The organism is Clavibacter michiganensis subsp. insidiosus, from assembly GCF_002240565.1.
Classification (GTDB): domain Bacteria; phylum Actinomycetota; class Actinomycetes; order Actinomycetales; family Microbacteriaceae; genus Clavibacter; species Clavibacter insidiosus.
Window position 1 is genome coordinate 249,712 of the sequence record NZ_MZMO01000001.1, and the last position, 25,511, is coordinate 275,222.

The 25,511-nt window shown below is 71.7% G+C and carries 23 protein-coding genes and 1 pseudogene; 12 read left to right on the forward strand and 12 right to left on the reverse strand.

The window, feature by feature from the left end; all coding sequences use genetic code 11:
- The first annotated feature begins 525 nt into the window (after positions 1-525).
- From rsmG to B5P21_RS01330, 3 genes are all read left to right on the forward strand, one after another.
- Positions 526-1,161 (forward strand): 16S rRNA (guanine(527)-N(7))-methyltransferase RsmG, encoded by a 636-nt coding sequence (gene rsmG / locus B5P21_RS01320; RefSeq protein WP_045530025.1) that lies wholly within the window; start codon positions 526-528, stop codon positions 1,159-1,161.
- 149 nt (positions 1,162-1,310) lie between these two features.
- Positions 1,311-2,192 (forward strand): ParA family protein, encoded by an 882-nt coding sequence (locus B5P21_RS01325; RefSeq protein WP_094170675.1) that lies wholly within the window; start codon positions 1,311-1,313, stop codon positions 2,190-2,192.
- Complete coding sequence (locus B5P21_RS01330) at positions 2,192-3,193, forward strand: ParB/RepB/Spo0J family partition protein (protein ID WP_045530023.1); 1,002 nt, start codon at positions 2,192-2,194, stop codon at positions 3,191-3,193. Before B5P21_RS01325 ends, B5P21_RS01330 begins: the two co-directional genes overlap by 1 nt.
- 65 nt (positions 3,194-3,258) lie before the next feature.
- On the opposite strand, the gene B5P21_RS01335 is transcribed toward B5P21_RS01330, so the two are convergent.
- The 6 genes from B5P21_RS01335 to B5P21_RS01360 form a co-directional block, all read right to left on the reverse strand.
- Entirely contained in the window at positions 3,259-4,224 is a 966-nt protein-coding gene (locus B5P21_RS01335) for a D-alanine--D-alanine ligase family protein (protein ID WP_045530022.1), read from the reverse strand.
- A 43-nt stretch (positions 4,225-4,267) separates the two neighbouring features.
- Positions 4,268-5,590, reverse strand: a complete 1,323-nt coding sequence (locus B5P21_RS01340; RefSeq protein WP_045530021.1) for an aminotransferase-like domain-containing protein — start codon at positions 5,588-5,590, stop codon at positions 4,268-4,270.
- Between the two features lie 145 nt (positions 5,591-5,735).
- Positions 5,736-6,059 (reverse strand): thioredoxin, encoded by a 324-nt coding sequence (gene trxA / locus B5P21_RS01345; protein ID WP_045530020.1) that lies wholly within the window; start codon positions 6,057-6,059, stop codon positions 5,736-5,738.
- Between the two features lie 81 nt (positions 6,060-6,140).
- Entirely contained in the window at positions 6,141-7,178 is a 1,038-nt protein-coding gene (gene trxB, locus B5P21_RS01350; protein WP_045530019.1) for a thioredoxin-disulfide reductase, read from the reverse strand.
- Between the two features lie 156 nt (positions 7,179-7,334).
- On the reverse strand, positions 7,335-8,966 hold the full coding sequence (murJ, locus tag B5P21_RS01355; RefSeq protein WP_045530018.1) for a murein biosynthesis integral membrane protein MurJ: 1,632 nt from the start codon (positions 8,964-8,966) through the stop codon (positions 7,335-7,337).
- A gap of 36 nt (positions 8,967-9,002) precedes the next feature.
- Complete coding sequence (locus B5P21_RS01360; RefSeq protein WP_094170676.1) at positions 9,003-11,291, reverse strand: DUF6049 family protein; 2,289 nt, start codon at positions 11,289-11,291, stop codon at positions 9,003-9,005.
- Between the two features lie 91 nt (positions 11,292-11,382).
- Here B5P21_RS01360 and B5P21_RS01365 point away from each other — a divergent pair, with 91 nt between their 5' ends.
- From B5P21_RS01365 to dnaB, 6 genes and pseudogenes are all read left to right on the forward strand, one after another.
- Positions 11,383-12,813: a CCA tRNA nucleotidyltransferase gene (locus B5P21_RS01365; RefSeq protein ID WP_045530016.1), complete on the forward strand. Its 1,431-nt coding sequence runs from the start codon at positions 11,383-11,385 to the stop codon at positions 12,811-12,813.
- 184 nt (positions 12,814-12,997) lie between these two features.
- A pseudogene (gene rpsF / locus B5P21_RS01370) lies at positions 12,998-13,342 on the forward strand (30S ribosomal protein S6); the annotation flags it as partial.
- A gap of 102 nt (positions 13,343-13,444) precedes the next feature.
- A complete protein-coding gene (locus tag B5P21_RS01375) occupies positions 13,445-13,999 on the forward strand; it encodes a single-stranded DNA-binding protein (RefSeq protein WP_045530015.1) in 555 nt (184 codons plus the stop codon).
- 36 nt (positions 14,000-14,035) lie between these two features.
- Complete coding sequence (gene rpsR, locus B5P21_RS01380; protein ID WP_012039648.1) at positions 14,036-14,299, forward strand: 30S ribosomal protein S18; 264 nt, start codon at positions 14,036-14,038, stop codon at positions 14,297-14,299.
- A gap of 11 nt (positions 14,300-14,310) precedes the next feature.
- Positions 14,311-14,763, forward strand: a complete 453-nt coding sequence (rplI, locus tag B5P21_RS01385) for a 50S ribosomal protein L9 (protein ID WP_094170677.1) — start codon at positions 14,311-14,313, stop codon at positions 14,761-14,763.
- A 455-nt stretch (positions 14,764-15,218) separates the two neighbouring features.
- Complete coding sequence (dnaB, locus tag B5P21_RS01390; protein ID WP_012039646.1) at positions 15,219-16,598, forward strand: replicative DNA helicase; 1,380 nt, start codon at positions 15,219-15,221, stop codon at positions 16,596-16,598.
- Between the two features lie 106 nt (positions 16,599-16,704).
- Here dnaB and B5P21_RS01395 read toward each other — a convergent pair whose 3' ends face one another.
- The 3 genes from B5P21_RS01395 to B5P21_RS01405 all read right to left on the reverse strand — a co-directional run bounded on the left by B5P21_RS01395 (position 16,705) and on the right by B5P21_RS01405 (position 19,272).
- Positions 16,705-17,124, reverse strand: coding sequence for a CHY zinc finger protein (locus B5P21_RS01395; protein ID WP_080939357.1), 420 nt, complete (start codon positions 17,122-17,124; stop codon positions 16,705-16,707).
- 70 nt (positions 17,125-17,194) lie between these two features.
- Positions 17,195-18,820 carry a peptide chain release factor 3 gene (locus B5P21_RS01400; protein ID WP_094170678.1) on the reverse strand — a complete coding sequence of 542 codons (1,626 nt, stop codon included), beginning with the start codon at positions 18,818-18,820 and terminating at the stop codon, positions 17,195-17,197.
- A gap of 62 nt (positions 18,821-18,882) precedes the next feature.
- Positions 18,883-19,272: a MerR family transcriptional regulator gene (locus B5P21_RS01405; RefSeq protein WP_045530012.1), complete on the reverse strand. Its 390-nt coding sequence runs from the start codon at positions 19,270-19,272 to the stop codon at positions 18,883-18,885.
- 180 nt (positions 19,273-19,452) lie between these two features.
- Here B5P21_RS01405 and B5P21_RS01410 point away from each other — a divergent pair, with 180 nt between their 5' ends.
- Positions 19,453-20,685 carry a glycosyltransferase gene (locus B5P21_RS01410; RefSeq protein WP_045530011.1) on the forward strand — a complete coding sequence of 411 codons (1,233 nt, stop codon included), beginning with the start codon at positions 19,453-19,455 and terminating at the stop codon, positions 20,683-20,685.
- Between the two features lie 16 nt (positions 20,686-20,701).
- On the opposite strand, the gene B5P21_RS01415 is transcribed toward B5P21_RS01410, so the two are convergent.
- Together B5P21_RS01415 and ppgK are read right to left on the reverse strand one after the other, a co-directional pair.
- Positions 20,702-21,817, reverse strand: coding sequence for a glycerate kinase (locus B5P21_RS01415; RefSeq protein WP_045530010.1), 1,116 nt, complete (start codon positions 21,815-21,817; stop codon positions 20,702-20,704).
- A 70-nt stretch (positions 21,818-21,887) separates the two neighbouring features.
- A complete protein-coding gene (gene ppgK, locus B5P21_RS01420; protein ID WP_080939356.1) occupies positions 21,888-22,772 on the reverse strand; it encodes a polyphosphate--glucose phosphotransferase in 885 nt (294 codons plus the stop codon).
- 319 nt (positions 22,773-23,091) lie between these two features.
- On the opposite strand from ppgK, the gene B5P21_RS01425 reads away from it, so the two are divergent.
- Together B5P21_RS01425 and B5P21_RS01430 are read left to right on the forward strand one after the other, a co-directional pair.
- Complete coding sequence (locus B5P21_RS01425; protein WP_045530008.1) at positions 23,092-23,766, forward strand: DUF308 domain-containing protein; 675 nt, start codon at positions 23,092-23,094, stop codon at positions 23,764-23,766.
- A 2-nt stretch (positions 23,767-23,768) separates the two neighbouring features.
- On the forward strand, positions 23,769-24,038 hold the full coding sequence (locus B5P21_RS01430) for a hypothetical protein (RefSeq protein ID WP_045530661.1): 270 nt from the start codon (positions 23,769-23,771) through the stop codon (positions 24,036-24,038).
- A gap of 82 nt (positions 24,039-24,120) precedes the next feature.
- On the opposite strand, the gene purB is transcribed toward B5P21_RS01430, so the two are convergent.
- A complete protein-coding gene (gene purB / locus B5P21_RS01435) occupies positions 24,121-25,503 on the reverse strand; it encodes an adenylosuccinate lyase (RefSeq protein WP_045530007.1) in 1,383 nt (460 codons plus the stop codon).
- Between the last annotated feature and the right edge of the window lie 8 nt (positions 25,504-25,511).

Here is a 25,511-nt window from a genome sequence, read left to right on the forward strand (position 1 = left end):
GTTAGACCGGGCCCTTCGTGCATCCGGCGACGGCCGCGGGGGATCTTGGATTGAGTACGATCGTGTCACCAAAAGGCATCGAAGTCTGATGCAGAGCGAGCGTCATCCGACAGTCGGAGCGTGCGCCGCGGCACCACAGCGTCGGAGACGCGATGTGGCTTCGCCTCTCGATTGCTCGACCGTTCGGCTCGCCTGCGCCTGAATCCGCAATCCTCGTGTCTGGGAGCGGAAGTGATGTTTCACGTGAAACGTGATCGCATGGGCGCGCCGCACGGGGCGCAGAAGCCGACCGTCATGATGACCGCTGACCGATTGGTGTCGCCTGATCCCCAATATGCCGTTTCACGTGAAACATGCTGAGATTCGCGCATGATCAGGCCCCACGCAGCGATGGATGTCGAGCGACACGGTGATCGACGCTAAACTCGCACGGGCGGTAGATCGTGACCGTCGTCAGGTCATTTCAGTCACGTGATTGCGCCTGACGGGCTCGGCTGGGGCCACCGATCACAGGATGGACATGCGATGCCCGAACACACGACTGTCGAATCGGAGCCGCAGGTCGCCAGATCCTTGTTCGGCGACCGGATGCCCATCGCGCAGGAATTCGCGTCGCAGCTCGGGAGCAGGGGCGAGGAGCTCGGGCTCATCGGCCCCCTCGAGCCACCGCGGCTCTGGACACGTCACATCATCAATTCCGTACTGGTCGCGCCGCTCCTGGCTCCGGGGTTGGTCGGCGACATCGGCACGGGCGCTGGTCTTCCGGGTCTGGTCCTCGCCATAGCGCGTTCCGACGTGGAATTCGTGCTTATCGAACCGATGGAGCGTCGAGTGGCGTGGCTCGAGGAGCAGGTCGCGCATCTCGGGTTGCAGAACGTGAAGGTTCGACGGGCCCGCGCCGAGGACGTGGCGAACGAGTTCAGCTTGGATCAGGTGACGGCTCGAGCGGTCAGTGCCTTCTCCAAGTTGATCCCACTGACTGTGCCGCTCGTGAAGACCGGAGGGGAGCTGGTCCTGATGAAGGGCGCGAATGCGGAGCGCGAGGTCGAGGCCGCAAGCAAGGCCATTCGCAAGTACCACCTCGAGGACGTCGAGGTCATCACGCTAGGTTCAGGACAGGTCGACGAGGTGACGCGTGTGATCCGGGCACGGGTGGCGTGATGTCTCGTGGCATCTTCGTCGAGGGAAAGTGCAGATGGGCGGGCGTTTTCTGGCGATCGACGACCACCCCGGAGACCTCATGTTCCACGTGAAACATGACCTGCAGACTCGGACCGCGCACGCAGCGCGTCATGGACGGAGTGACATGCATGGATGACGACCTCAGTCCCATCGCTCGAGAGCTCTCGGAGACCAGTCGCCGACGGAAGGCACTGGCCGGCCTGGTCCTTCCACGCCCCAACCGAACCCGCGTGTTCACGATCGCGAACCAGAAGGGCGGTGTCGGAAAGACCACGACGACCGTCAATCTCGCTGCAGCGCTCGCGAAGTCGGGTTCGCGGACTCTCGTCGTGGACCTGGATCCCCAAGGCAATGCCTCGACGGCATTGGGTGCTGACCGGTCGAGCGAGTTGATGAGCGTGTACGACGTGCTCGTCAACGACATTCCCGTCCAGGACGCTGTGCAGCGGAGCCCCGAGTTCGACACGCTCTTCTGCGTTCCCGCCACCATCCACCTCGCCGGTGCGGAGATCGAGCTCGTCAGCCTCCCACGGCGAGAACGCCGTCTACGGAAGGCCCTGGACGCATTCCTCGCGTCGGAGCACGGTCGCGACTTCGACTACGTGCTCATCGACTGCCCGCCTTCGCTGGGACTGCTCACGATCAATGCGTTCAGCGCGGCCAAGGAGGTGTTGATCCCGATCCAGTGCGAGTACTACGCCCTCGAGGGCCTCAGTCAACTGCTCTCCAACATCGAGTTGATCTCCCGGCACCTGAACCCCGATCTGCAGATGTCCAGCATCCTCCTGACCATGTACGACGGGCGCACGAACCTCGCCCAGCAGGTCGCGGCGGAGGTACGGGAGCACTTTCCCCAGCAGACGCTCACGACGCTCATCCCGCGGTCCGTCCGCATCAGCGAGGCGCCCAGCTACGGGCAGAGCGTCATCAGCTACGACCCCAACTCACCCGGCGCGCTCTCCTACCTGGAGGCAGCAGCCGAGATCGCACACCGAGGAGCCCCGAAGTAATGGCAACCAAGAGAACCGGCCTGGGTCGCGGCATCGGCGCGCTCATCCCCACGTCAGACGAGCGCAGTCGCCCCGTCGACGTCTTCTTCCCCGACAGCATCGGTGCAGGCGCGCCCAGCGGCGTTCACGGGAACTCGGCGGAGATCCGGAAGGACGCGGGCGACTTGGAGCTCGTCGCTGTACCCGGAGCGCGCCTCGCGAACCTCGACCCCGCGGTCATCACCCCGAACGCGCAGCAGCCGCGAACGGACTTCCGCCATGACGAGCTACAAGAGCTCATGGTCTCGATCCGCGAGTACGGGGTGCTCCAGCCCATCGTCGTGCGCCCGCTGGGCGCTGACGTCGATGGTCGTGCGCGATACGAGCTCGTCATGGGGGAGCGCCGCCTGCGTGCCACCAAGGAGCTCGGGCTGGACACCATCCCGGCAGTCATCAAGGACACCGCGGATGAGTCCATGCTCCGGGACGCGCTGCTCGAGAACCTGCACCGCTCCGAGCTGAACCCACTGGAGGAGGCGAGCGCCTACCAGCAGCTGCTCGCCGACTTCGCGATCACGCAGGACGAGCTCGCGCAGCGGCTGGGGCGGTCGCGGCCGCAGATCACCAACACGATCCGCCTGCTGCGCCTGCCGGAGGACGTGCAACACCGTGTCGCCGCCGGAGTCCTGTCGGCAGGCCATGCGCGCGCGATCCTGTCATCCGGAGACCAGGAGGCCATGAGGCACCTCGCGGACAAGATCGTCAACGAGGACTTGTCCGTGAGGGCGGCGGAGGCTGCCGCGCAACGAGGGCAGAGGACCACCACGCCGCGCAAGAGCGCGACGTCGGCCCGCAACGCCCATTTGGATGAGACGGGCCAGCGCATCGGCGACCACCTGAACACGCGGGTGCGGGTGACGATGTCGGCCCAGAAGGGTCAGATCGTCATCGACTTCGCGACGGTGGGGGATCTGGCGCGCATCGCCCAGGAGATGGGTGTGCCGGACGCCGACGCGAGCTGACGCTGTCGGGCTGCAAGCGAGCGGTTCGTGTCTCCGGTCGAACCGGTGTCGCCGGGAGTGCGTCGTCAGCGGTCGACGGATGCTTCCTGAGCAGCCTCGGCCAGGCGGCGGTAGAGATCGCCCACCTCGACGCCCGCGGCTGCGAGGCCCTGCGGGAGCAACGAGGTCTCGGTCAGGCCCGGGATCACGTTCACCTCGATGAACCAGGGATCGCCGGCGGCGTCGATGATGATGTCCACCCGCGACATCTGCCCGATCCCGAGCGCGCGGTGGATGTCGACGGCCGTCGCGGACGCGGCCGAGGTCGCCTCCGGGGAGATGCGCGCGGGGGTGAAGAAGCGCGTGAGGCCCGCGTTGTAGCGTGCCTCGTAGCCGTACACGCCTGACGTGGGCACGATCTCCGTCGCCGGCAGGGCCTCGGGCCCGTCACCGGTGTCGAGGACGCCGATCGCGACCTCGGTGCCCACCACGAGCTGCTCGATCAGGGCGACGTCGCCGTAGGTGTACGCGTCCACCATGGCCCGCGGCAGGGCGTCGGCGTCGCTCACGATGGTGACGCCCTGTGCGGAGCCGCCACGCGCCGGCTTGACGGCGTAGGGGGCGGGCACGGACTCGGCGACGAGGCGCAGGACGGCGGCCGCACCGAGCTCGCGGAACGTGTCCTTGGGGAGGGTCACGGATCGCGGCGTGCGGATGCCGGCGGACTCCGCGATCGCCTTCGCGGTCGGCTTGTCCCACGCGAGCCGGGCGGACCGTGCGGAGGAGCCCACGTAGGGGACGCCGGCGAGCTCGAGGAGTCCGAGGAGCGCGCCGTCCTCGCCGCTCGCCCCGTGGAGGACCGGCCAGACGACGACCGGAGGGGTGTCGCGGAGGAAGTCGAGGAGGGTGGCATCGGGATCGCGGAGGGAGACCTGGACGCCCGCAGCACGCAGGGCGTCCGCGACGCGGCGACCGCTGCGGAGGGACACGTCCCGCTCGTGGGAGATGCCGCCTGCCAGGACGAGGACGGAGAGGGGCTCGTGTGCGGTCATGATGCTCGATCCGGTTTCGGTCGGTGTTCGTGGACGCGGAGGGTCAGTCGAGGTCCGGGGGCGGGGTGACGACGGACGTCGTGGGACGCGACGCGAGCGCACCTGTGCCGGAGAAGGTGGTGAGCAGATCCATCTCGTCGTCGATCACGCCCGCCATCCGCCGGACGCCCTCGCGGATGCGTTCCGGCGTGGGGTAGCAGAACGACAGGCGGATGGCGTCGCGCCCGCGTCCGTCGGCGTAGAACGCGGTGCCGGGCGTGTAGGCGACAAGCGCCGTGACGGCGCGGGGGAGCATCTGCTTGGAATCGAGCTGCTCCGGGAGCTTCAGCCAGACGTAGAAGCCGCCATTGGGGACGGTCCAGGACAGGCTCGGCAGGTGCTCTTGGAGCGCGGAGACCGTGGCGTCCCGGCGCTCGCGGTACACGCCGCGGAAGGTGTCGATCTGGCCCTTCCAATCGGACGCGTGCAGGTACTCCGAGATGATCAGCTGGCTGAAGGAGCTGGGGGAGAGGACCGCCGACTCCTGCGCGAGGATCAGCTTCTCGCGGATGGCGTGCGGGGCCAGGGCCCAGCCCACACGGAAGCCGGGCGCGAGCGTCTTGGAGAAGGAGCCGAGGTAGATGACGCCCTCGTCGTCGAGGCTGCGCAGGGCGTCCGGTGCGGGGCGGTCGAACCAGAGGAGGCCGTACGGGTTGTCCTCGAGCACGAGGATGTCGTTCGACCGGCAGATCTCGAGGATCTCCGGGCGGCGCGCGGCCGACATCGTGACCCCGGCCGGGTTGTGGAAGTTGGGGACCGTGTAGAGGAACTTGATGGTGCGTCCCTCGCCGCGGATCCGCGCGATGGCCTCGCGCAGCGCCTCGGGGACGAGGCCGTCGTCGTCCATCACGACGTGCTCGACGACCGCCTGGTAGCTGCGGAAGACGCCGATGGCCCCGACGTAGCTGGGGGCCTCGGCGAGGATCACGTCGCCCGGATCGATGAAGAGCTTCGTGACGAGGTCGAGCGCCTGCTGCGAGCCCGTGGTGGTGACGATGTCGTCGACGCTGCCGCGGATCCCTTCGAGGGCCATGACTTCGAGGATGTCCTCGCGCAGCTCGGGCGTGCCCTGGCCGCCGCCGTACTGCAGCGCGACGGGGCCGCGCTCGCGCATGACCTTCTCCATGGCCGTGACGATGAGCTCCTGCGGGAGGGCCGAGACGAACGGCATGCCGCCGGCGAGCGAGACGACCTCGGGTCGGCTGGCCACGGCGAAGAGAGCGCGGACCTCGGACGCGCTCAGGCCGGAGGTCCTCTCCGCGTAGTGGGGGAACCAGGGGTCGAGGTTGGTGCCCGCGGATTCGCGGGGGCTGCCTGCAGGTGTCACGTCACGTCTCTCACTGTCCGATTGCCGTCCAGCCTAACGGGCGGCGCCCCGGGATCGCGGTGCTCGGCCGGACGGCGGAGGGCCCGGCACCTCACGGTGCCGGGCCCTCCGGTGATGCTCGTCGCCGGTGCGGCGGGAGCGGCCGCTACTTGAGGAAGTCGGCGAACTCATGCTCGAGGGCCGGCTTCGGCTTGGCGCCGATGACGGTCTTGACGACCTCGCCCTTCTGGAAGACCTTCATGGCCGGGATCGACGTGATCTTGTACTTCATCGCGATCTCGGGGTTGTCGTCCACGTCGATCTTGACGAGCTCGATGCCGGGGTTCTCGGCGGCGATCTGGTCGAGGACGGGGGAGACGGCCTTGCACGGGCCGCACCAGGGCGCCCAGAAGTCGACGATGACGGTCTTCTCGGCGTCGAGGACGTCGGCCTGGAAGCTGGCGTCGGTGACGTCGCGGGAGTGGGACATGAGTGCTCCTTCGTGTGGTTCTGCGGGTCCGGGTGGTTCCCGGATCCTCCGGTGAGGGTGGGCGCTGCGTCGCGCCGGGGACTACGGGCGCTCGGCGCCGACGAGCTCGCCGTCCGGATCCACCGCGCTCCCGGCGGCCGGCGCACCGTGGCCCGCGGGGCCGTCCGGTCCGTCGGAGGCCGCGTCGAGCAGCGCGTCGGGCAGGGACGCGAGGAAGTGCTCCGCGTCGAGCGCCGCGACCGTGCCCGACGCCGCCGCCGTGACGGCCTGGCGGTAGGTGGGGTCGATCACGTCGCCGGCGGCGAAGACGCCCGGCAGGTTCGTGCGCGAGGAGCGGCCGTCGACGGCGATGGTGCCCTCGGTGGTGAGCTCCAGCTGCTGGTGGAAGAGGTGCGTGCGCGGGTCATTGCCGATGGCGATGAAGAGGCCCTCGAGCGCGAGGGGACGCTGCTCGCCCGTGACGGTGTCCTCGAGGACGACGCCCTCGACCTTCTCGCCGCCTGTGATGTCGACCACCTGCGCGTTCCAGATGAACTCGATCTTCGGGTTCTCGAACGCGCGCTCCTGCATGATCTTGGAGGCACGCAGCGAGTCCTTGCGGTGGATCACGTAGACCTTCTCCGCGAAGCGGGTGAGGAACGTGGCCTCCTCCATGGCGCTGTCGCCGCCGCCGACGACCGCGATGGTCTTCTGGCGGAAGAAGAAGCCGTCGCACGTCGCGCACCAGGAGACGCCGTGTCCGCTGAAGCGGTCCTCCGCGGGGAGGCCGAGCTTGCGGTACGCGGATCCCGTCGCGGCGATGACCGCGAGGGCCTCGTGCACTTCGCCGTTGCCGAGGGTGACGCGCTTGACCTCGCCCGTGAGCTCGACGGAGGTGACGTCGTCGAGGACGACCTCGGTGCCGAAGCGCTCGGCCTGCGCCTGCATCGCCATCATGAGGTCGGGGCCCTGGATGCCGTCGGTGAACCCCGGGTAGTTCTCGACCTCGGTGGTGTTCATGAGCTCGCCGCCGGCCTCGACCGAGCTCGCGATGAGGAGGGGCGTGAGGTTGGCGCGCGCGGCGTAGATGGCGGCCGTGTATCCCGCGGGACCCGAACCGATGATGATGATCTGACGCACGACGGCTTCTCCTCCACTGCTCGGCGGGGCGTCTTCCCGGCACCCGCTCACCTCTGCAACAGACCCACGGTAGCGGCTATTCCTGCGGCTCCACCGGGCGGGGTCATGTGCGCGGACAGGCCTCGACGTGGGTCGGGCCGGCGGCGGCGCGAGGGGTCAGCGGCGGCGGATGCGGCGCATGACGGGGCCCGCGAGCTGCTGCAGCTCGGACGAGCGCATGGCGGCCAGCGCGGCGAGGTAGACGGCCGTCATGACGGCGGCCAGCGGGATCCCGACGAGGAGCGCCTGGCCCTTGGACGCGACGCCGACGCCGGCGAACGCGCCACCGGAGACGAGGGTGAGCAGCGCGATGCCGACGAGCGCGGTCGGCACCGCGGCGACGACGAAGCCGACGGCGCTGCGGAGGATCCGGCGGCCGTCGATGCGGCCGATGCGCCGGCGGAGGAGCACCGCGGCCAGCACGGCCTGCCCGGTCACCGTGACGGTCTGCAGCACCGCGAGCCCCACGCCGATCAGCTCGACGGGCTGCTGGGAGATGACCAGGGCGCCGACGATGAACAGCACGACCTGCGCGCACTGGATGAGGAACGGCGTGCGCGTGTCCGAGAGCGCGTAGAAGGCGCGCTGCAGCACGAACAGGGTGCTGAACGCGGGCAGCCCGAGGATGAAGGCGATGAGGACGACGCCGTAGCCGCGGACCTCGCCGATGTCGCCCGACACCATCACGCGCGCCACGGGGCCTGCGAGCACCGCGATGAGCGCGGTGGACAGCACGGTCATGAGGCCGACGAGCCGGACGGCGGAGGAGAGGTCCGCCCGCATGCTGTCGTGGTCGCCCTCGCCCGCGTGCGTGCTCATGCGCGTGAAGTAGGCGGTGGCGATGGAGACCGCGAAGATCGAGTGCGGCAGCATGAAGAACAGCCACGCGTTCAGGAGGATCGTGCTCGAGGGGCTGTCAGAGGTGGCCGCGATGTTGGCCACGTTCGACTGCGCGATCCCGGCCAGCTGCGTGACGACGAGCATGCCGAAGGTCCAGCCGGCGAGGCGGCCGGCGGTGCCGAGGCCAACTCCCCGCCACGCGAAGTCGAACCGGAAGCGCAGTCCCACGCGTCGCCAGAACACGAAGAGGATGAGCGCCTGGGCCACGACGCCGAGGGTCGCGGATCCGGCCAGCACGACGATCTTGTCGAGGCTCCAGTCGTCGACCGGTCGGCTGCCGGATCCGAACATGGCCTGGAAGACGAGCAGGCCGGCGATGGCGACCACGTTGTTGAGGACCGGGGCCCACGTGAACGGGCCGAAGGACCCGCGCGCGTTCAGCACCTCGCCGAGCACGGCGTAGAGCCCGTAGAAGAGGATCTGCGGGAGGCACCAGTACGCGAACGCGACGACGAGCGCGAACACGTCCGGCGGCAGGGTGGCGGCGTAGAGGCGCGAGACGACGGGAGCGCCCACGGTCGCGAGGATCGTGACGCCGCCGAGCACGACGATGGCGATGGTCACGAGCTTGTTGATGTACCCGGCACCGCCGTCGGCGTGCTTCGCGGCGCGCACGACCTGCGGCACCAGGACGGCGTTGAGGACGCCGCCCGCGATGATCACGTAGATGTTGTTGGGCAGCTGGTTCGCGTTGGAGAACGCGTTGGAGCTGCCGAGGGTCGCGCCGATGGTCTGCAGCAGGACGATGGCCTTGACGAAGCCGAGGACGCGCGAGACGAACGTCCCCGAGGCGAGGAGGGCCGACGCTCGGCCGATGCCGCCTCCGCGCGGGGCGGGCGCGGCCGTCACGAGGCGACCGCGGCAGGGGTGCGGGGCGCGATCCGGTCAGTCATCGATCTCCTCGGGCAGGCCGGCGAGCTGCCGGGCGCGGGCGCGGCGGCGCTTGCGGATGCTGCGGAACAGGCCGAAGCCGAACAGGAGGGCGACCGCGGCGACGAACAGGGTCGTCACGACGGCCTCGAACCCGGCGCGGATGAAGAGCTCGACGGGCGCGCTCTCGCCGATCTGGACGGAGCCGTCCTCGGTCGTCAGCCGCGCGGTGACCACGACGTCGCCGTTCGAGATGGAGGTGATGGGCGGTCGGGCCGACGCGCTGCCGTGCGCGGGGACCGTCACGAGCGCGGAGTCGTCCACGCGGATCCGCCCGCTGCCCGCGATGATCGAGAGCCGCACCGTGACGGGTTGGTCGAGCGCGTTGCTCACGTTGATCAGGAGGCTCGTCGTGTCGCTGATGACGGTGTTCTGGCGGGTGGTGATGGCGACGGAGTCCAGCAGCGCATCGGCCTGGGCGGTGTAACCGTCCTGGACGGTCAGCAGCCCATCCTCGTCGTCGCGCCAGCGGATCGCGAGCGTGGCGAGCAGGAGCATCCGCTGCTGGCCGGTGATGAGCTCGGGACGCTCGACCGCCTTCGCGAACGCGTCGACCTGGGCCTCGAGGGACATCGCGTCGGCGACCCGCTGGACCCGGGTGGCGTCCTCCGGGTGGTCGACCACCTCGAGGGGGACGGGCGCGGTCGCGAACGCCGCGCCCAGCTGCGCGGTGTCGCTGAAGGGGAGCCCCTGGATCGCGTCGAGCAGCTGTCCCAGGCGGCCGCCGGAGGCCGCCCATCCGCGCTCCAGGCCCGCGACGACGACGTGGCCGTCGGCCGCGCGCGCGTCGGCCGAGAGGGTCGCGGAGAGCTGCGCCAGCGCGATCCCGAACGCCTCGTCCGTCTCCGCGGAGAGCGCGCGGTCGACGAGGGCGGAGACCCGCGCGTCGGTCACGAGCACGGTCGTGTCGCCGATCCTCCCGGTCGCGGCGCCGGACGCGGTGCCGGTGGACTGCACGTCGCCGCTCGCGAGGATCGCCGTCGTGGTGCCGCTGGCGGCCAGCACCCCGAGGTCGCCGGATGTGACAGTGCCCGCGGCCGGCCAGGAGACCCCGGAGATCGTGTAGTCCCAGGCGGTCAGGTCGGCGAGGCTCGGCACGGGGGTGAGGGCCGGCGCGGTGGGCGTGGGGCTCGGCTCGGGACTGGACGAGGGGGCGGGCGTCTCGGCGGGGGCGCTCGCGGCCCCCGCGACGGCGGATCCGCCGCGCGTGCCGCTCGCGGCGGGGGACTCCGTGGCCGTGGGGGTCTCGCTGGGCGTCGAGCTCGGCGCGGGGGTCGAGCCCGGCGCGGCGAACCGGCTCGCCTGCACGGCGTAGGTGGTGTCCGTGGGCGCGAGGAGCGTCGCGGCGCCGGCCTGCGCCTGCACGGCGACGTCGGCGTCCGCCCAGGCCAGCGCGAAGGTCTCGTTCGGCATCTCGCGGAGGCGCTGCAGCCATTCGACGGCGGACGCGGGGGCGTCGGCGCCGAGGATCCGGATGGACGCGATGATCCGCGGGTCGATGCCCACCGCGACGGGCCGCCCGGAGACAGCGTCCAGCTGGCGCGTCAGCGTGCCGCCCGTGGCCGTGTACGTCGCGAGGGCCTCGGCGTCGATGAAGTCGGAGGCGCTCGGCGGCACGGTGAGCGGCATGACGGCCGCGACGGGCGTGGGGGTCGGATCCGCGCCCGGACTCCAGACGACGGCCCCACGCCCGGTCGCGACGTCCGCGCCACCCGCCTCGAGCTCGGCCGTCAGCCCGCGCGGCCCGAAGCCGCCGCGGCTGCCCTGCAGCGCCACGGTCGCCGACGGTACGGTGATGCCCACGTCGACCGTGCCCCCCGCGGGCACCTCGGGGGTGTCGGTGCGGCCGATGCGCGGGCCGGTCCGCGTGTTCTGGTCGGTGGACGCCGTGTCGAGCCAGCCGTCGACCTTGGCGCGGGTGTCGAGGACGGTGCGGTTGAGGTCGAGGTCGATGCGCCCGGCCGGGACCGCGGCGTCCGTGGCGTTGACCACGGAGACGGTGACGGCGAGGTCCTCACCGGGGGTGAGGATCCCTTCGGCCGCGGGCGTGACGGTGAGCGTCACGCCGTCGGTGGCCGCGTGCGCCGGGGTCGACGGACCCGCGACCGTCCCGGCGGCGAGGGTCCCGGCGGCGACCGTGACGCACACGAGGGTGGAGATCGTGCGTCGGGCGGATAGCCGGATCGACCGGAGTGCTCTGTCCGTGCGGGTGGGGCCGGCGTCGTGTCGAGGCGCGGCGTGCATCTGGCGATTCTAAATGGCTGGCCCCGCGCGGCCTGTGTGCCCTCGCCGTGGACGCCGACGCCGGTCGTAGCCCGCCGTAGACTGTCCGACCATGCACAGCGTCGCACAGGCCCTCGAGCGTCTCCGCGAGCTGGCCTCATCGCCCCCGGTCGCCGTGCTCGCCCGCGCCTTCCACGAGGCGGGCCACGAGCTCGCCCTCGTCGGCGGACCGGTGCGCGACGCCTTCCTCGGTCGTGCCGCGACCGACCTCGACCTCACCACCGACGCCCGCCCGGATCGCATCCTCGAGATCGTGAAGCCCGTCGCCGACGCCCACTGGGACATCGGCCGCGCGTTCGGCACCATCGGCGCGCGCGTCAAGGGGGAGCAGGTCGAGATCACGACCTACCGCACCGACCAGTACGACGGCGTCTCCCGGAAGCCCGAGGTCGAGTTCGGCTCCTCGCTCGAGGAGGACCTCGTGCGCCGGGACTTCACGGTCAACGCGCTCGCCGTGCGCCTGCCCCAGGTGGTCCTCGTGGATCCGTCCGGCGGCATCGACGACCTCCTCGCCCAGCTGCTCCGCACGCCCGTCGCCCCGGAGGTCTCGTTCGGCGACGACCCGCTCCGCATGATGCGCGCCGTCCGCTTCGCCTCGCAGCTCGGCTTCCGCCTCGACGACGGCGCGCTCGCCGCCATCCGCGACATGGCACCGCGGATCCTCGACATCTCCGTCGAGCGCGTGAGCGACGAGCTCTCCAAGCTGCTGCGCACGCCCGAGCCGCGCGCGGGCCTCGACCTCCTCGTGGAGGGCGGCCTCGCCGACCACGTGCTGCCGGAGCTCCCCGCGATGAAGCTCGAGGCCGACGAGCACCACCGCCATAAGGACGTCTACCAGCACTCCCTCCAGGTGCTCGACCAGGCCATCGACCACGAGCGCTCCCGTCACCCGGGCGAGGCCCCGGACCTCGTGCTCCGGCTGGCCGCGCTCCTCCACGACATCGGCAAGCCGTCCACGCGTCGCCTCGAGCCCGGCGGGGTCGTCACCTTCCACCACCACGACGTCGTCGGATCCAAGATGGCCAAGCGCCGCCTCCGCGCCCTCCGCTTCGACAACGACACCATCGCGTCCGTCGCGCGACTGATCGAGCTGCACCTCCGCTTCTTCGGCTACACCGAGGGCGGCTGGACCGACTCGGCCGTGCGCCGCTACGTGCGCGACGCCGGCCCCGAGCTCGAACGCCTGCACATGCTCACGCGCGCCGACGTCACCACGCAGAACCGCCGCAAGGCCGACCGCCTCGGATTCGCCTACGACGACCTCGAGGCCCGCATCGCCGAGCTCGCCGAGCAGGAGGAGATGGCGGCCGTCCGCCCGGACCTCGACGGCGAGGCGATCATGCGGATCCTCGACGTCCCGCCGGGCCCGGTCGTGGGCCGCGCCTACCGCTTCCTCCTCGAGCTGCGGCTCGACGAGGGCCCCCTCCCGGAGGACGAGGCCCAGCGTCGCCTCGTCGCGTGGTGGGCCGCCGAGCAGTCCTGATCCGCATGGCCGCGGCCCTCGGCCTGGTGCGACTCCTCCCCATCCGGTAGTCTTGCGAGGTTGTCCGCCCGGCAACGGGATTCCCCTGCCCCGCGCGGACAGATGCACATACCCTCCTGTCGCAGATCGTCTGCGACCGTTCAAGTCCGAAGGAGGTGGGTTAGTGACGCATCAGTACGAACTCATGGTGATCCTCGATCCCGAGATCGATGAGCGCACCGTCGCTCCCAGTCTCGACAAGTTCCTCAACGTCATCCGCACCAGCGGTGGCACCGTCGACTCCGTCGACGTCTGGGGCCGTCGTCGACTGGCGTACGAGATCAACAAGAAGAACGAGGGTATCTACGCCGTCGTCCAGCTCACCGCCACGAGCGAGGCCACGCAGGAGCTCGACCGCCAGCTGGGTCTGTCCGAGGCCGTCATGCGCACCAAGGTGCTGCGTGCCGAGGAGGCCATGGCCATGGTCGCGTCAGCTCGCAAGCTCGCCGACGAGAAGGCCGCCCGCAAGGCAGCCGCCACGTCCAAGGCCGCCGACGCCGCGCCCCAGGCACCCGCCACGGATGCCGCTCCGGCGACGCCCGGCAAGCCGGCGGCGCAGGCCGCTTCCAGCGAGAAGACCGGGGAGTAGTCGATGGCCGGCGAAACCATCATCACGGTCGTGGGCAACCTCACCAGTGATCCGGAGCTGCGGTACACGCAGAACGGGCTGGCGGTAGCCAACTTCACCATCGCCTCCACGCCGAGGTCCTTCGACCGCGCGAGCAACGACTGGAAGGACGGCGACGCCCTCTTCCTCCGTGCGAGCGTGTGGCGCGAGTTCGCCGAGCACGTGGCGTCCTCGCTCACCAAGGGCTCGCGTGTCGTCGCTACCGGCCGCCTCAAGCAGCGGTCGTACGAGACGAAGGAGGGCGAGAAGCGCACCTCCATCGAGCTCGAGGTCGACGAGATCGGCCCCTCGCTCCGTTACGCGACCGCTCAGGTCACGCGCGCGGCCGGCGGCGGCGGCAACGGCGGCGGGGGCAACTCCGGCGGCGGTGGCCGTGGCCAGTTTGGCGGCGGACAGCCCCAGCAGCAGCAGGTGGCCGAGGAGCCGTGGGGCACCCCCGCGAACTCCGGCGGCAACTCCGGCGGCGGCGACGGCGGCTGGTCCAACCCCGGCAACTTCAACGACGAGACGCCCTTCTAGGGCTCGTCGCACTACGTACGAAAGACAGGAAGAATCATGGCTGGAAAGAGCAGCGGCGACCGCCGCAAGCCTCTCCGCGGAGCCAAGGGTGGCAAGAACGCCGCCCCGGCGAAGTCCATCCGCGTCGGCGTCATCGACTACAAGGATGTCGCCACCCTCCGCAAGTTCATCTCCGAGCGGGGAAAGATCCGCGCTCGTCGCATCACCGGTGTCTCGGTGCAGGAGCAGCGCCTCATCGCGCGCGCAGTCAAGAACGCGCGTGAGATGGCACTGCTCCCCTACGCCGGCTCCGGCCGTTAAGGGGTAATGGAATGTCGAAAGTGATCCTCACGACCGAGGTCTCCGGCCTCGGTTCCCCCGGCGACGTCGTCGAGGTCAAGAACGGGTTCTCCCGCAACTACCTCGTCCCCCAGGGCTTCGCGGTCATCTGGAGCCGTGGCGGCGAGAAGCAGATCGAGCAGATCAAGGCCGCGCGTGCCGCTCGCGAGCACGCGACCATCGAGGAGGTGCAAGACCTCAAGAGCCGCCTCGAGGCCAAGATCGTCAAGCTGACCGTCAAGGCCGGCCAGGGCGGGCGCCTCTTCGGCTCCGTCAAGACGTCCGACATCGCCAAGGCGGTCGAGGAGTCCGGCATCGGCCAGGTCGACAAGCGCAAGATCGAGATCCCCAACGCCATCAAGGCCACGGGGAACCACGAGGCCACGATCCGGCTCCGTGACGACATCATCGCCACGATCAGCCTGCAGGTCGTCGCCGCGAAGTAACGCAGCACGAGATCGATGGCGGTGGGCTCCTGGAGCCCACCGCCATCGGCGGTTAACCAGCCGGTCAGAGGGCCCTGGATCCCCAGCCCCATCCACAGGCGGACCCCTAGCAGACGAACTCTCAAGCCCTGGTGCAGACTAGTTTTCCCACACTGGTGGGGGAGAACTCCAGCCCAGGTCAAGGGGGTATTCGGGCCCGAAAAAAGTCAGTAGTGCACAGGCTTGTCCCCAGGTAGTCCACACGATCCCCGGCGTTTCGCCCACTTTGTCCACAGTCTCGTCCACAGGGGCATTTGGTGCTGGCGTGACCGGATCCATATCGTGGGGCAGCGCCCGTCGAACGGGTCGCGGAGGACCCGTGAGCGGTCCGGCCGACGTCGTCCGAGCGGTGTCGGAGGTCCGAGCTAGAACGGTCGTGCGGGCGCATCCGCCCAGCCGACCGAGGGGAGCCGCACGTGTCCATCGCCCATCTGGGTCTCGCCGGCGAACGGGACGAGCGCGACAAGCGCGCCGGTCACGAGCGCACGCCGCCGCACGACCTCCTCGCCGAGCAGAGCGCCATCGGCGGCATGCTCCTCAGCAAGGACGCCGTGGCCGACGCAGTCGAGCAGGTGCGGGCGATCGACTTCTACATCCCCAAGCACGAGATCATCTTCGACGCGATCCTCTCCCTGTACTCCCACGGCGAGCCGACGGACGTCATCGCGGTCACGGACGAGCTGACGAAGCTCGGCGAGCTGAGCCGGGCGGGCGGGGCGGACTACCTCCACACCCTCACCAGCGTCGTCCCCACGGCCGCCAACGCGGGCTTCTACGCCTCCATCGTCGCCGAGAAGGCGGTGCTGCGGCGCCTGGTCGAAGCGGGCACCCGCATTGTGCAGATGGGCTACGCCAGCGAGGGCGAGGTCGTCGACCTCGTCAACAACGCGCAGGCCGAGATCTACGGCGTCACGGGCGGCGTGGAGGCCGAAGACTACGTGCCGCTGACGGACGCGGTCACGGTCGCCATCGACGAGATCGAGGCCGCGAAGGGCAAAGACGGCCAGATGACCGGCGTGCCCACGGGCTTCGCCGACCTCGACGCGCTCACTAACGGCCTGCACCCCGGCCAGCTCATCATCGTCGCCGCGCGTCCTGCGCTCGGCAAGTCGACGCTGGCGCTCGACTTCGCGCGGGCCGCGAGCATCAAGTACGACATGCCCTCCATCTTCTTCAGCCTCGAGATGGGGCGCAGCGAGATCGCGATGCGCCTCCTCTCCGCCGAGGCGTCCGTCCCGCTGCAGAGCATGCGCAAGGGCACGGTGGACGCACGGGACTGGACGACCATCGCGCAGACCCGCGGCCGCATCAACGACGCGCCCCTCTACATCGACGACAGCCCGAACATGACGCTCGTGGAGATCCGCGCGAAGTGCCGCCGGCTCAAGCAGAAGGTCGGGCTGAAGCTCGTCGTCATCGACTACCTGCAGCTCATGACGAGCGGCAAGAAGGTCGAGTCGCGCCAGCAGGAGGTCTCGGAGTTCTCGCGCGCGCTCAAGCTCATGGCGAAGGAGCTGCAGGTCCCGGTCATCGCGCTCTCGCAGCTGAACCGCGGCCCCGAGCAGCGCGCCGACAAGATGCCGGCCATCTCCGACCTCCGAGAGTCCGGGTCGCTCGAGCAGGACGCCGACATGGTCATCCTGCTGCACCGCGAGAGCGCCTACGAGAAGGACAACCCGCGCGCGGGCGAGGCCGACTTCATCGTCGCCAAGCACCGCAACGGGCCGACGGGCACCATCACCGTCGGCTTCCACGGGCACTTCTCGCGCTTCGCGGACATGCCCGCGGGCGGGTAGTCGAGCCTGGATCCCTAGAGGGGCGACGGGGCGTTCGTCACCGGTCACGAGGCACGGGCCGCCGACGGGCGTGGACGGGGTCACGACACGTAGGTCGGCGTCCGCGTCAGGGCGCGAAGTAGAGGTGGGCGTGCGCGGCGCAGCCGGGGTTGAAGGCGGCGCCGCAGCTCGGGCAGGAGTCGGCCGCGAGGTACTCGGGCACGGACATCGTGGCGCGGCAGACGCCGCACAGCGCGGCCGGCAGGTGATGGGCGGAGCGGGGGATCACCGCGAGCGGGTGGTCGGCGACGGCCACGTGGCAGAGGTGGCACGGGTACCAGGCGTCGCAGCAAGGGGCGCGGAGGGCCACGACGTCGAGCGCGGATCCGTAGTGCACGCAGCGCGTCTCGGCGTCGATCGCCGGGCCGCGGACGACCACCGCAACGGCGTCCGTGGCCGTCTCCGGGAGGATCGCAGCGGGCTCGACGGCCGATGCGTCGACGGGAGCGGCGTGGAAGGACGGGCTGTCACCGGCCGAGGAGGTCACGGTCGGATCCCGCGGAACGACGGGCACCGACCCGTGACCGGGTGAGGGGGGCACGCGCGCGTCCGCGGCATCAGGCGTCGGGGAGGGCAGTCGCGGCGTCGACGAGGGTGAGCTCGGGGCTGTCGCGCTGGATCGCCTTGAGGCGCCACGGGGTGGTGATCAGGGCGATGTGCGTGCCGTCGGATCGGACCAGCACCTCGACGCCGATCGTCTTGGCGAGGGCCGGAGCCGAGGCCGCGTCGGTGATCCGGGCCACCTGGTACTCGAGCGGCTCCATGCGCAGCGGGGCGCGGAACTCGTTCGTCATCCGCTCGACGACGACCTCGAACTGCATGGGGCCGACCGCGCCGAGGACGGGCGCCTGGTCGCCGCGGAGGTCAGAGCGCATCACCTGGATGACGCCCTCGTGGTCCAGCTGCTCGATGCCCTTGCGGAACTGCTTGTGCGTGCTGGTGTCCTTCGAGCGGACCACGCGGAAGAGCTCGGGCGCGAACTGGGGGAGGCGCGGGAAGGTGACGGGCGCGCCGTCGAAGAGCGTGTCGCCCACGCGGATGTTGGACGCGTTCACGAGGCCGACGACGTCGCCCGGGTAGGCGTCGTCGACGGTGGAGCGCTCGCGGCCGAAGAGCTGCTGCGCGTACTTGGTGACGAAGGGGCGGCCGGTCTGGGCGTGCGTGACCGTCATGCCGCGGTGGAAGACGCCCGAGCAGATCCGCATGAACGCGAGGCGGTCGCGGTGCGCGGTGTTCATGCCCGACTGCACCTTGAAGACGAAGCCGGAGAAGTCCTCCTCCACGGGACGTGCGCGGTCCTGCTCGTCCGGACGCGGCTGGGCGGCCGGGGCGATGGCGTCGAGCGCGTCGAGGATGTGGGTCACGCCGAAGTTGAGGACGGCGGCCGCGAAGAGCACGGGCGTGGTGCGTCGGGCGAGGAACGACTCCTCGTCGTGGTCCTGGCCCTCCTCGTGCAGGAGCTCGCTCTCCTCGACGGCGTTCGTCCACGCGGATCCGGCCGCGGCCAGCGCCTCGTCGGGCGACATGCGCGTCTCGGGGGCGATGCTCGCGCCGCCCGCGGTACGCGTGAAGCGCACGCACTCGCCGCTCGATCGGTCGACCACGCCGAAGAACGCGCCGGACTCGCCGACGGGCCACGTGAGGGGGGTGGGGAGGAGGCCCGTGCGCTCCTTGATCTCGTCCATGAGGTCGAGCGGCTCGCGGCCCGGCCGGTCCCACTTGTTGATGACCGTGATGATCGGGATGCGGCGCTGACGGCACACCTCGAACAGCTTCATGGTCTGGGTCTCGAGGCCGCGGGAGGCGTCGACGAGCATGATCGCGGCGTCCACCGCGGAGAGCACGCGGTAGGTGTCCTCGGAGAAGTCGGCGTGGCCGGGGGTGTCGACGACGTTCATGACGGTGTCGCGGTGGGTGAACTGGATCGCGGCCGAGCTCACCGAGATGCCGCGCTCCTTCTCCATGTCCATCCAGTCGGAGACCGTGGACTTCCGGCCCTGCTTGCCGTGCACGGCGCCCGCGGACCCGATGGCGTGCGCGTGCAGCAGCAGCGCCTCGGTGAGCGTGGACTTGCCCGCGTCGGGGTGCGAGATGACGGCGAAGGTGCGACGGCGGGACGCCTCGCGCAGCACGGGGGAGGCGGAGGCCGAGGCGGGCGCGCGGGGAGGGGTGATGGTCGACACCTCTCCATGGTACGAGGCCGTCGCGTGAGGGTCCGCGCCGGGCGGCCTGCGCGGCCTCCGGGTCAGCGCGCGCGGAGGCGGTCGAGGAACTCGTCGGCCATCGCGAGGTGCTCGGCGAGGCGGCGGCGGCGCTCCTCCGCGTCGGCGACGAAGGCGGCGAGATCCGCCCGCAGGGACGCGGTGTCGTCGTCGGGGCCGGCGGCGTCGAGGGCGTCGGAGACCTCGAGCAGGCGCATCATCTCCTCGAGCGAGAAGCCGAGCGGCTTCATCCGGCGGATGAGGAGGAGGCGCTCCAGGTCCTCGTCGGTGTAGAGGCGGAACCCGCCGTCGGAGCGGCCGGACGGGCGCAGGAGGCCGGTCTCGTCGTAGTGGCGGAGCGTGCGGTGCGACAGGCCGGTGCGCTCGGCGAGCTCGCCGATCTGCATGGTCGCGGGGCCGGCGGGTCGCGTCATGCGGGCCTCCAGACGGGCTCTCCCCGGGCAGGGGGAGGTGGACGGGTTGCGGACGGGCGACCGCATCCGCCCATTCTCCCGGATCGGGGGCCCGTCGCACCGCCCCCGTCCGAGCGGCGTCGTGATCGGACGGGCGTCGCGCCCGCGGGTCGGCGCGGCACCCGCTCGTAGGATCGGCGCATGAGGATCGCGTTCGTCTCGCTGCACACGTCGCCGATCCAGAAGCCCAGCACCGGCGACGCCGGCGGGCTCAACGTCTACCTGCTGGAGCTCGCGCGGAGCCTCGGGCGGCAGGGGCACGAGGTGCGGCTGATCACGCGTGCGACGGATCCGGCCGACCCGGCGGTGCTGCCCGTCGCGCCGGGCGTCGAGCTGCTCGCGCTGCGGGCGGGACCGGCGGGGCCGCTCGCGAAGGAGGAGCTGCCCGGGATCACGGCCGCGTTCGCCGACGCGCTCGCCGCGCTGCCGCCGGCGGACGTCGTGCACGCGCACTACTGGCTGTCGGCCGTGGCTGCGCTGCCCGTTGCGCGCGCGTGGGGCGTGCCGCACGTGCTGACGCTGCACTCGGTCTCCGCGGGCAAGAACCGTCGGCTCGTGGCGGGGGACACCCCGGAACCGGCGTCGCGGCTCGCGGACGAGGGGCGGCTCGTGCGCGCGTCGGACCTCGTGGTCGCATCAGCGGAGTCGGAGAAGCGGCTGCTCGTGGAGGCGTACGACGCGGATCCCGCGGCCGTGCACGTCGTGGCGCCGGGTGTGGAGGAGGCGTTCCTCCGGGAGCCGTCGGGTCGCGACGGCGGCGGACGGCCGCGGATCGTGCTGCTCGGGCGGATCCAGCCGCTCAAGGGCCAGGACGTGGCTCTGCGGGCCCTCGCCCTTCTGGATCCCGCGACCCGGCCCCTGCTCGTGATCGCCGGCGGGGTCTCGCCCGGCCGGGACGCCTACGCGGCGAGCCTGCACGCGCTCGTGCGCTCCCTCGGCCTCGAGGACGACGTCGTCTTCGCGGGCGCGCTCGACCGGGCGGTGACCGCACGGACGCTCGCCGGTGCGCACCTCGCGCTCATGCCGTCGGCCGCGGAGACGTACGGGCTCGTGGCGCTCGAGGCCGCGGCGTGCGGCACGCCCGTCGTCGCGTCGCGGACGGAGGGGCTCGTCGACTCGGTGCGGGAGGGCGTGAGCGGCGTGTTCGTGGCCTCGCGGGATCCCTCCGACTGGGCCCGGGCGATCCGCGACCTGCTCGCCGACCGGCCCGCGCTCGCGCGGCTCTCGGCCTCGGCGCGGGCCCACGCGGCCCGGCGCACGTGGGACGTCGCGGCGGCGGACGTGGCGGAGGAGTACCGGGCGCTGCGGGAGCGGGCGGCGGGTGCCGTCGGGCGCGCGGACCGCGCCGAGCCGGTTGCGGGCCCGCGGGACTGAGCCCGGGCGGCCTGCCTCAGCCCGTCCACTCGCGTCCGCGGGCCACGTCCTCCGCGGCGCGCTCGAGCCAGGTGACGGCGTCCGCGCGCGCGGCGTCCGCGGATCCGGCGAGGTCGGTGAGGGAACGCGCGGCCGCGAACCCGTCGGTGGGGGCGGCCACGGAGCCCGCGACGAGGATCGCCGTGGTCGCATGCGCCCGGGCGAGGTCGAGCACGTGCGAGGCGACCTTGCCCGTCCGGGACTGCGCGTCGAAGCGACCCTCGCCGGTGATCACGACGTCGGCGCCCGCGACGAGCCCAGCCAGGCCGATCGCGTCGGCCACGCCGGTGGATCCGGATCCCACGACCGCGCCCCATGCGACGAGGCCCGCCGCGGTGCCGCCCGCGGCGCCGGCGCCCGGGGTGGCCGGATCCACGCCGAGCAGGCCGGCGAGGTGCGCGAGGCCGGCGTCGAGCGCGCGGACGTCGGCCGGCGTCGCGCCCTTCTGCGGACCGTAGACGGCGGCGGCGCCCGCGGGCCCGGTGAGGGGAGCGCGGACGTCGCCGAGGATCCGGGCGCCGCCCGCCGGCAGCGCCCGGAGCCCGGAGAGGTCCAGCGACGCGATGCCCGCGAGCGCGCCGCCGCCGTCGCCGACCCGGGAGCCGTCCGCGTCGATCGCCCGCGCGCCCAGTTCCCGGAGCGCGCCCACGCCGCCGTCCGTGGAGGAGCTGCCGCCGAGCGCGAGCAGCAGGCGCGGGACGCCGGCATCCTGTGCCGCGCGGATCGCCTGGCCGAAGCCGCGGGTATGGGCGGTGAGCGGGCGGAGCGGATCCAGCAGCGTGATCCCGCTCGTCGACGCGACCTCGACCACGCCCGTCCCGTCGGGCAGCAGGAGCCAGTGCGCGTCGACCGGCCGGTCGTCGGGCCCGGTGACGCGGACGGGCACGCGCCGCGCTCCCGGGACGGCCGCGTCGAGCACGTCGAGCGTGCCCTGCCCGCCGTCGGCCATGGGCGCGACCACCACGTCGTCGTCGGGTCGGGCGCGGAGCCAGCCGCGGCGGAGGGCGCGGGCGGCCTCGACGGCGGTCGCGGATCCGCTGAGCGAGTCCGGCGACATGACGACGCGCAGCGGGCGGGGAGCGGCGGTGCTCATGGCGCCAGTCTGCCGGACGGTGTCGCGCACGCTCGTGGGGCGGGGCCCACCGGGACCGCGCGGAGGCCGATCAGTCGGGCGCGACGCCCGCCCGGTGCGCGAGCAGGGCAGCGCCGACCAGCCCGGCGTCGTTGCCCCGGCTCGCCGCGATGATCTCGGTGTCGAGGTGCAGGAACCCGGAGAAGCGCGCGAACTCGTGCGCCGCCGCGCCGCCCACCACGATGAGGTCGGGCGACATGATCGACTCGAGGTGCCGGTAGTACAGCTCCAGCCGCGCCGCCCACTCCTCGAAGGTCAGCCCCTCCCGTCGCACCGCGGAGAACGCGGCCTGCATCTCGTAGTCGCCGCCGTCGATGTGGACGTGGCCGAGCTCGCTGTTCGGGATCAGCGTGCCGTCGTGCAGCAGCGCGGTGCCGATGCCGGTGCCGAGCGTCGTGAGGATCACGAGGCCGCCGCGGCCCTGCAGCACGCCGTACTCGAGCTCCGCCACCCCGGCCGCGTCGGCGTCGTTGACGGTGAGCACGTCGATCCCGCTGCGCTCGCGGATGGCGGTGCGCGCGTCCATGCCGAGCCAGCGGTCGGAGATGTGGGCGGAGGAGCGCACGATCCCATGCCGCACGATGCCGGGGACGCCGACGCCCACGGGCAGGTCCTCCTCGGGCGTCAGAGCCAGCACGATCTCGGCGATCACGTCCGCGATGTCCTCGGGCTCGCCGCCGACGGGCTTCGCCACGGTCATGCGCTCGGTGAGCCGGATCCCCGTGGTCACGTCGACGATGCCCGCCTTGAGCGTCGTGCCGCCGATGTCGATGCCGAGCGCCAGCCGGTCGCGACGGGCGAGGGCCTCCGCAGCGCCCTCCGGGGCGGCGACGACGGCGCGGTCGACGGGGATGAATCCGCCTGCCGTCCGGCCGCTCTCGGGGGCGGGCCGCGGCGCGGTCTCGGGCTGGGGCACGGCGGGGCCTCTCGGTTGCGGGTTGCGGGGCGCGGGTGCGCGTCGCGCGGAGCGGCGGATCGGGCGGGCCCGACGCGCGGATCCCGGGCCGTCGGCCGCGGGGCCGTCGCGCCTCAGAACGCCCGGTTCGCGTAGACGATCCCGCGGGCCACGCCCACGGCGCAGACGACCGCGAGCCCGACGACAGCACCGGCCGCCGCGGCGGCCAGACGGGGGAGGGGACTCGTCACGCGTCGAGCCTAGGCCAGCGCGAGAGGACCGTCACCGCGCGCTCCGGCCGAGCATCCGCCCAGGAACCCACCGAGTAGGCTTGCCCCCGATGGAGAGAGAGGCTGCCGTGTCCGAGGACGAGCTGACGTTCCGGGCGGCGTACTGGCCCGTGCTCCTCCTGCGCGCACTGCCCGCGCTCGCGCTCGCCGCGTTCATCACCTTCTCCAGCGACCACTCGCCGTCCCTCGGCCTCGTCGCGTTCGGCGTCTTCGCGCTCCTCTCCGGCCTGATCACCGCGGGCCTCGGCGCCCGGGCCCTCCGCGGTCCCGCCGCGCGCCTCCGCACGAGCGCCATCGCCCAGGGCGCGATCACGGTCGTGGCCGGCGTCGCCGCGCTGCTCGCCCGCGACGGCGGCGTGCTCGTCCTCCTGTACGTCGTCAGCGTCTGGGCCGTCGTCACCGGGTTCCTCGAGCTCGTCGCCGGCCTCCGCTCCCGCGGCCGCGTGCCGGGCGCCACCGACGCGATCACCGCCGGCGCGCTCACGGTGGTCCTCGCCGTCGCGTTCCTGCTGGTGCCGCCGGACCTCGTCGTCCAGTACGGCGGCGTCGAGCAGCGCGAGGGCCAGCTCACCGCGCCCGTGGTGGCCGTCGGCCTCCTGGGCGCCTACGCGGCGATCGTCGGGGTCTTCCTGGTCATCGCCGCCCTGAGCATGAAATGGGGCACCTCCACGCCCACCGCGACCTCCGCGGCGGACGCCCCCCGGACCACCGAGAGCGCGAGCTGACCGTGACATCCAACATCCGCAAGGACCGCATGCGCCCCGCCGAGCTGCTCGGCATCGCGGCGGCGCTCGCCGCGTTCGTCGGCGTGATCGTGGCGCTCAGCACCCGGCCCGGCGACGCGCAGTCGTGGACGGTCGTGATCGTCTTCACGGGCGTCGCGTTCATCGGCGCCCTCGTGATGCTCGCCATGCTCGCGCTGTCGTTCAAGCCGAACCGCGACGAGCTGCAGGACATGGACGAGCAGGACCACCCGGACCGGCCCACGCGGCACTGAGCCGCCGGGATCCGCTGCGGCTCGATCTCCCCGCTGAGCCCCGCCGGTATCCCCGCCTCGACGGGGATCCCGATGCCCGGCCTCAGAGGATGTGGTCGACCAGCTGCGACGCGAGCCCCGCGTACCCGGCGGGCGTCAGCTCGAGGAGCCGCGCCTTGGCGGCATCGCCGATGTCGAGCCCGGAGACGAACGCCCGCATCTCGTCGCGCCCGACGCGCTTGCCGCGCGTCAGCTCCTTGAGCACCGCGTACGGGTCGCTGATGGAGCTGCGCCCGGCGACGATCTCCGTGCGGATGACGGTCTGGATGGCCTCGCCGAGGATCTCCCAGTTCGCGTCGAGGTCGGCCGCGAGCAGCGCCCGGTCGACGTCGATCTCGAGGAGCCCGCGCCCGACGTTGTCGAGCGCCAGCAGCGAATGGCCGAGCGCGACGCCGACGTTGCGCTGCGTCGTCGAGTCGGTGAGGTCGCGCTGGAGCCGCGAGGTGACGAGGGTCGACGCGAGCGAGTCGAGCAGCGCGTCCGACAGCTCGAGGTTCGCCTCGGCGTTCTCGAACCGGATGGGGTTGATCTTGTGCGGCATGGTCGACGACCCGGTGGCGCCCGCCTGCGGGATCTGCCGGAAGTACCCCATGGAGATGTAGGTCCACACGTCGGTGCAGAGGTTGTGCAGCACCCGGTTGACGTGCGCGATGCGCGTGTAGAGCTCGGCCTGCCAGTCGTGCGACTCGATCTGCGTGGTGAGCGGGTTCCACACGAGGCCGAGCGACGTGACGAACGCGCGCGACTCGGCGGGCCAGTCGACGTCGGCGTCGGCCGCGAGGTGCGCCGCGAACGTGCCCGTGGCGCCGCTGAACTTGCCGAGCACCTCGACGTCCTCCACGTCGGCCCGGAGGCGCTCGAGCCGGTGCACGAACACCGCGAGCTCCTTGCCGAGGGTGCTGGGCGTGGCCGGCTGCCCGTGCGTGCGCGACAGCATGGCGTCGTCGCGGAAGAGGAGGGCGCGCTCGCGCAGCGCGCCGATGACGGAGACGAGCTTCGGCAGCCACACCTCGCGCACGGCCCTGTCGATGACGAGCGCGTAGGAGAGGTTGTTGATGTCCTCGCTGGTGCACGCGAAGTGGGTGAGCTCGGCGACGTGACCGAGGCCGAGCTCCTCCAGGCGGTCGCGCACGAAGTACTCGACGGCCTTCACGTCGTGCCGGGTGACGGCCTCGACGCGCGCGAGGGCGTCGATCTGCTCCTGCCCGAAGCCCGCGACGACCTCGCGCAGCGCCGCCTTCTGCGCGTCCGTGAACGGCGAGGAGGAGAGGAGCGACCGGTCGGTGAGGTGGATGAGCCACTCGATCTCGACGTGGATGCGCGCCCGGTTGAGGCCCGCCTCGGAGAGGTGCTCGCCGAGCTCGGTGACGACGGGGGCGTAGCGGCCGTCGAGGGGGCTCAGCACCTGCGGGGGCAACGGGCTCATGCGGGGGG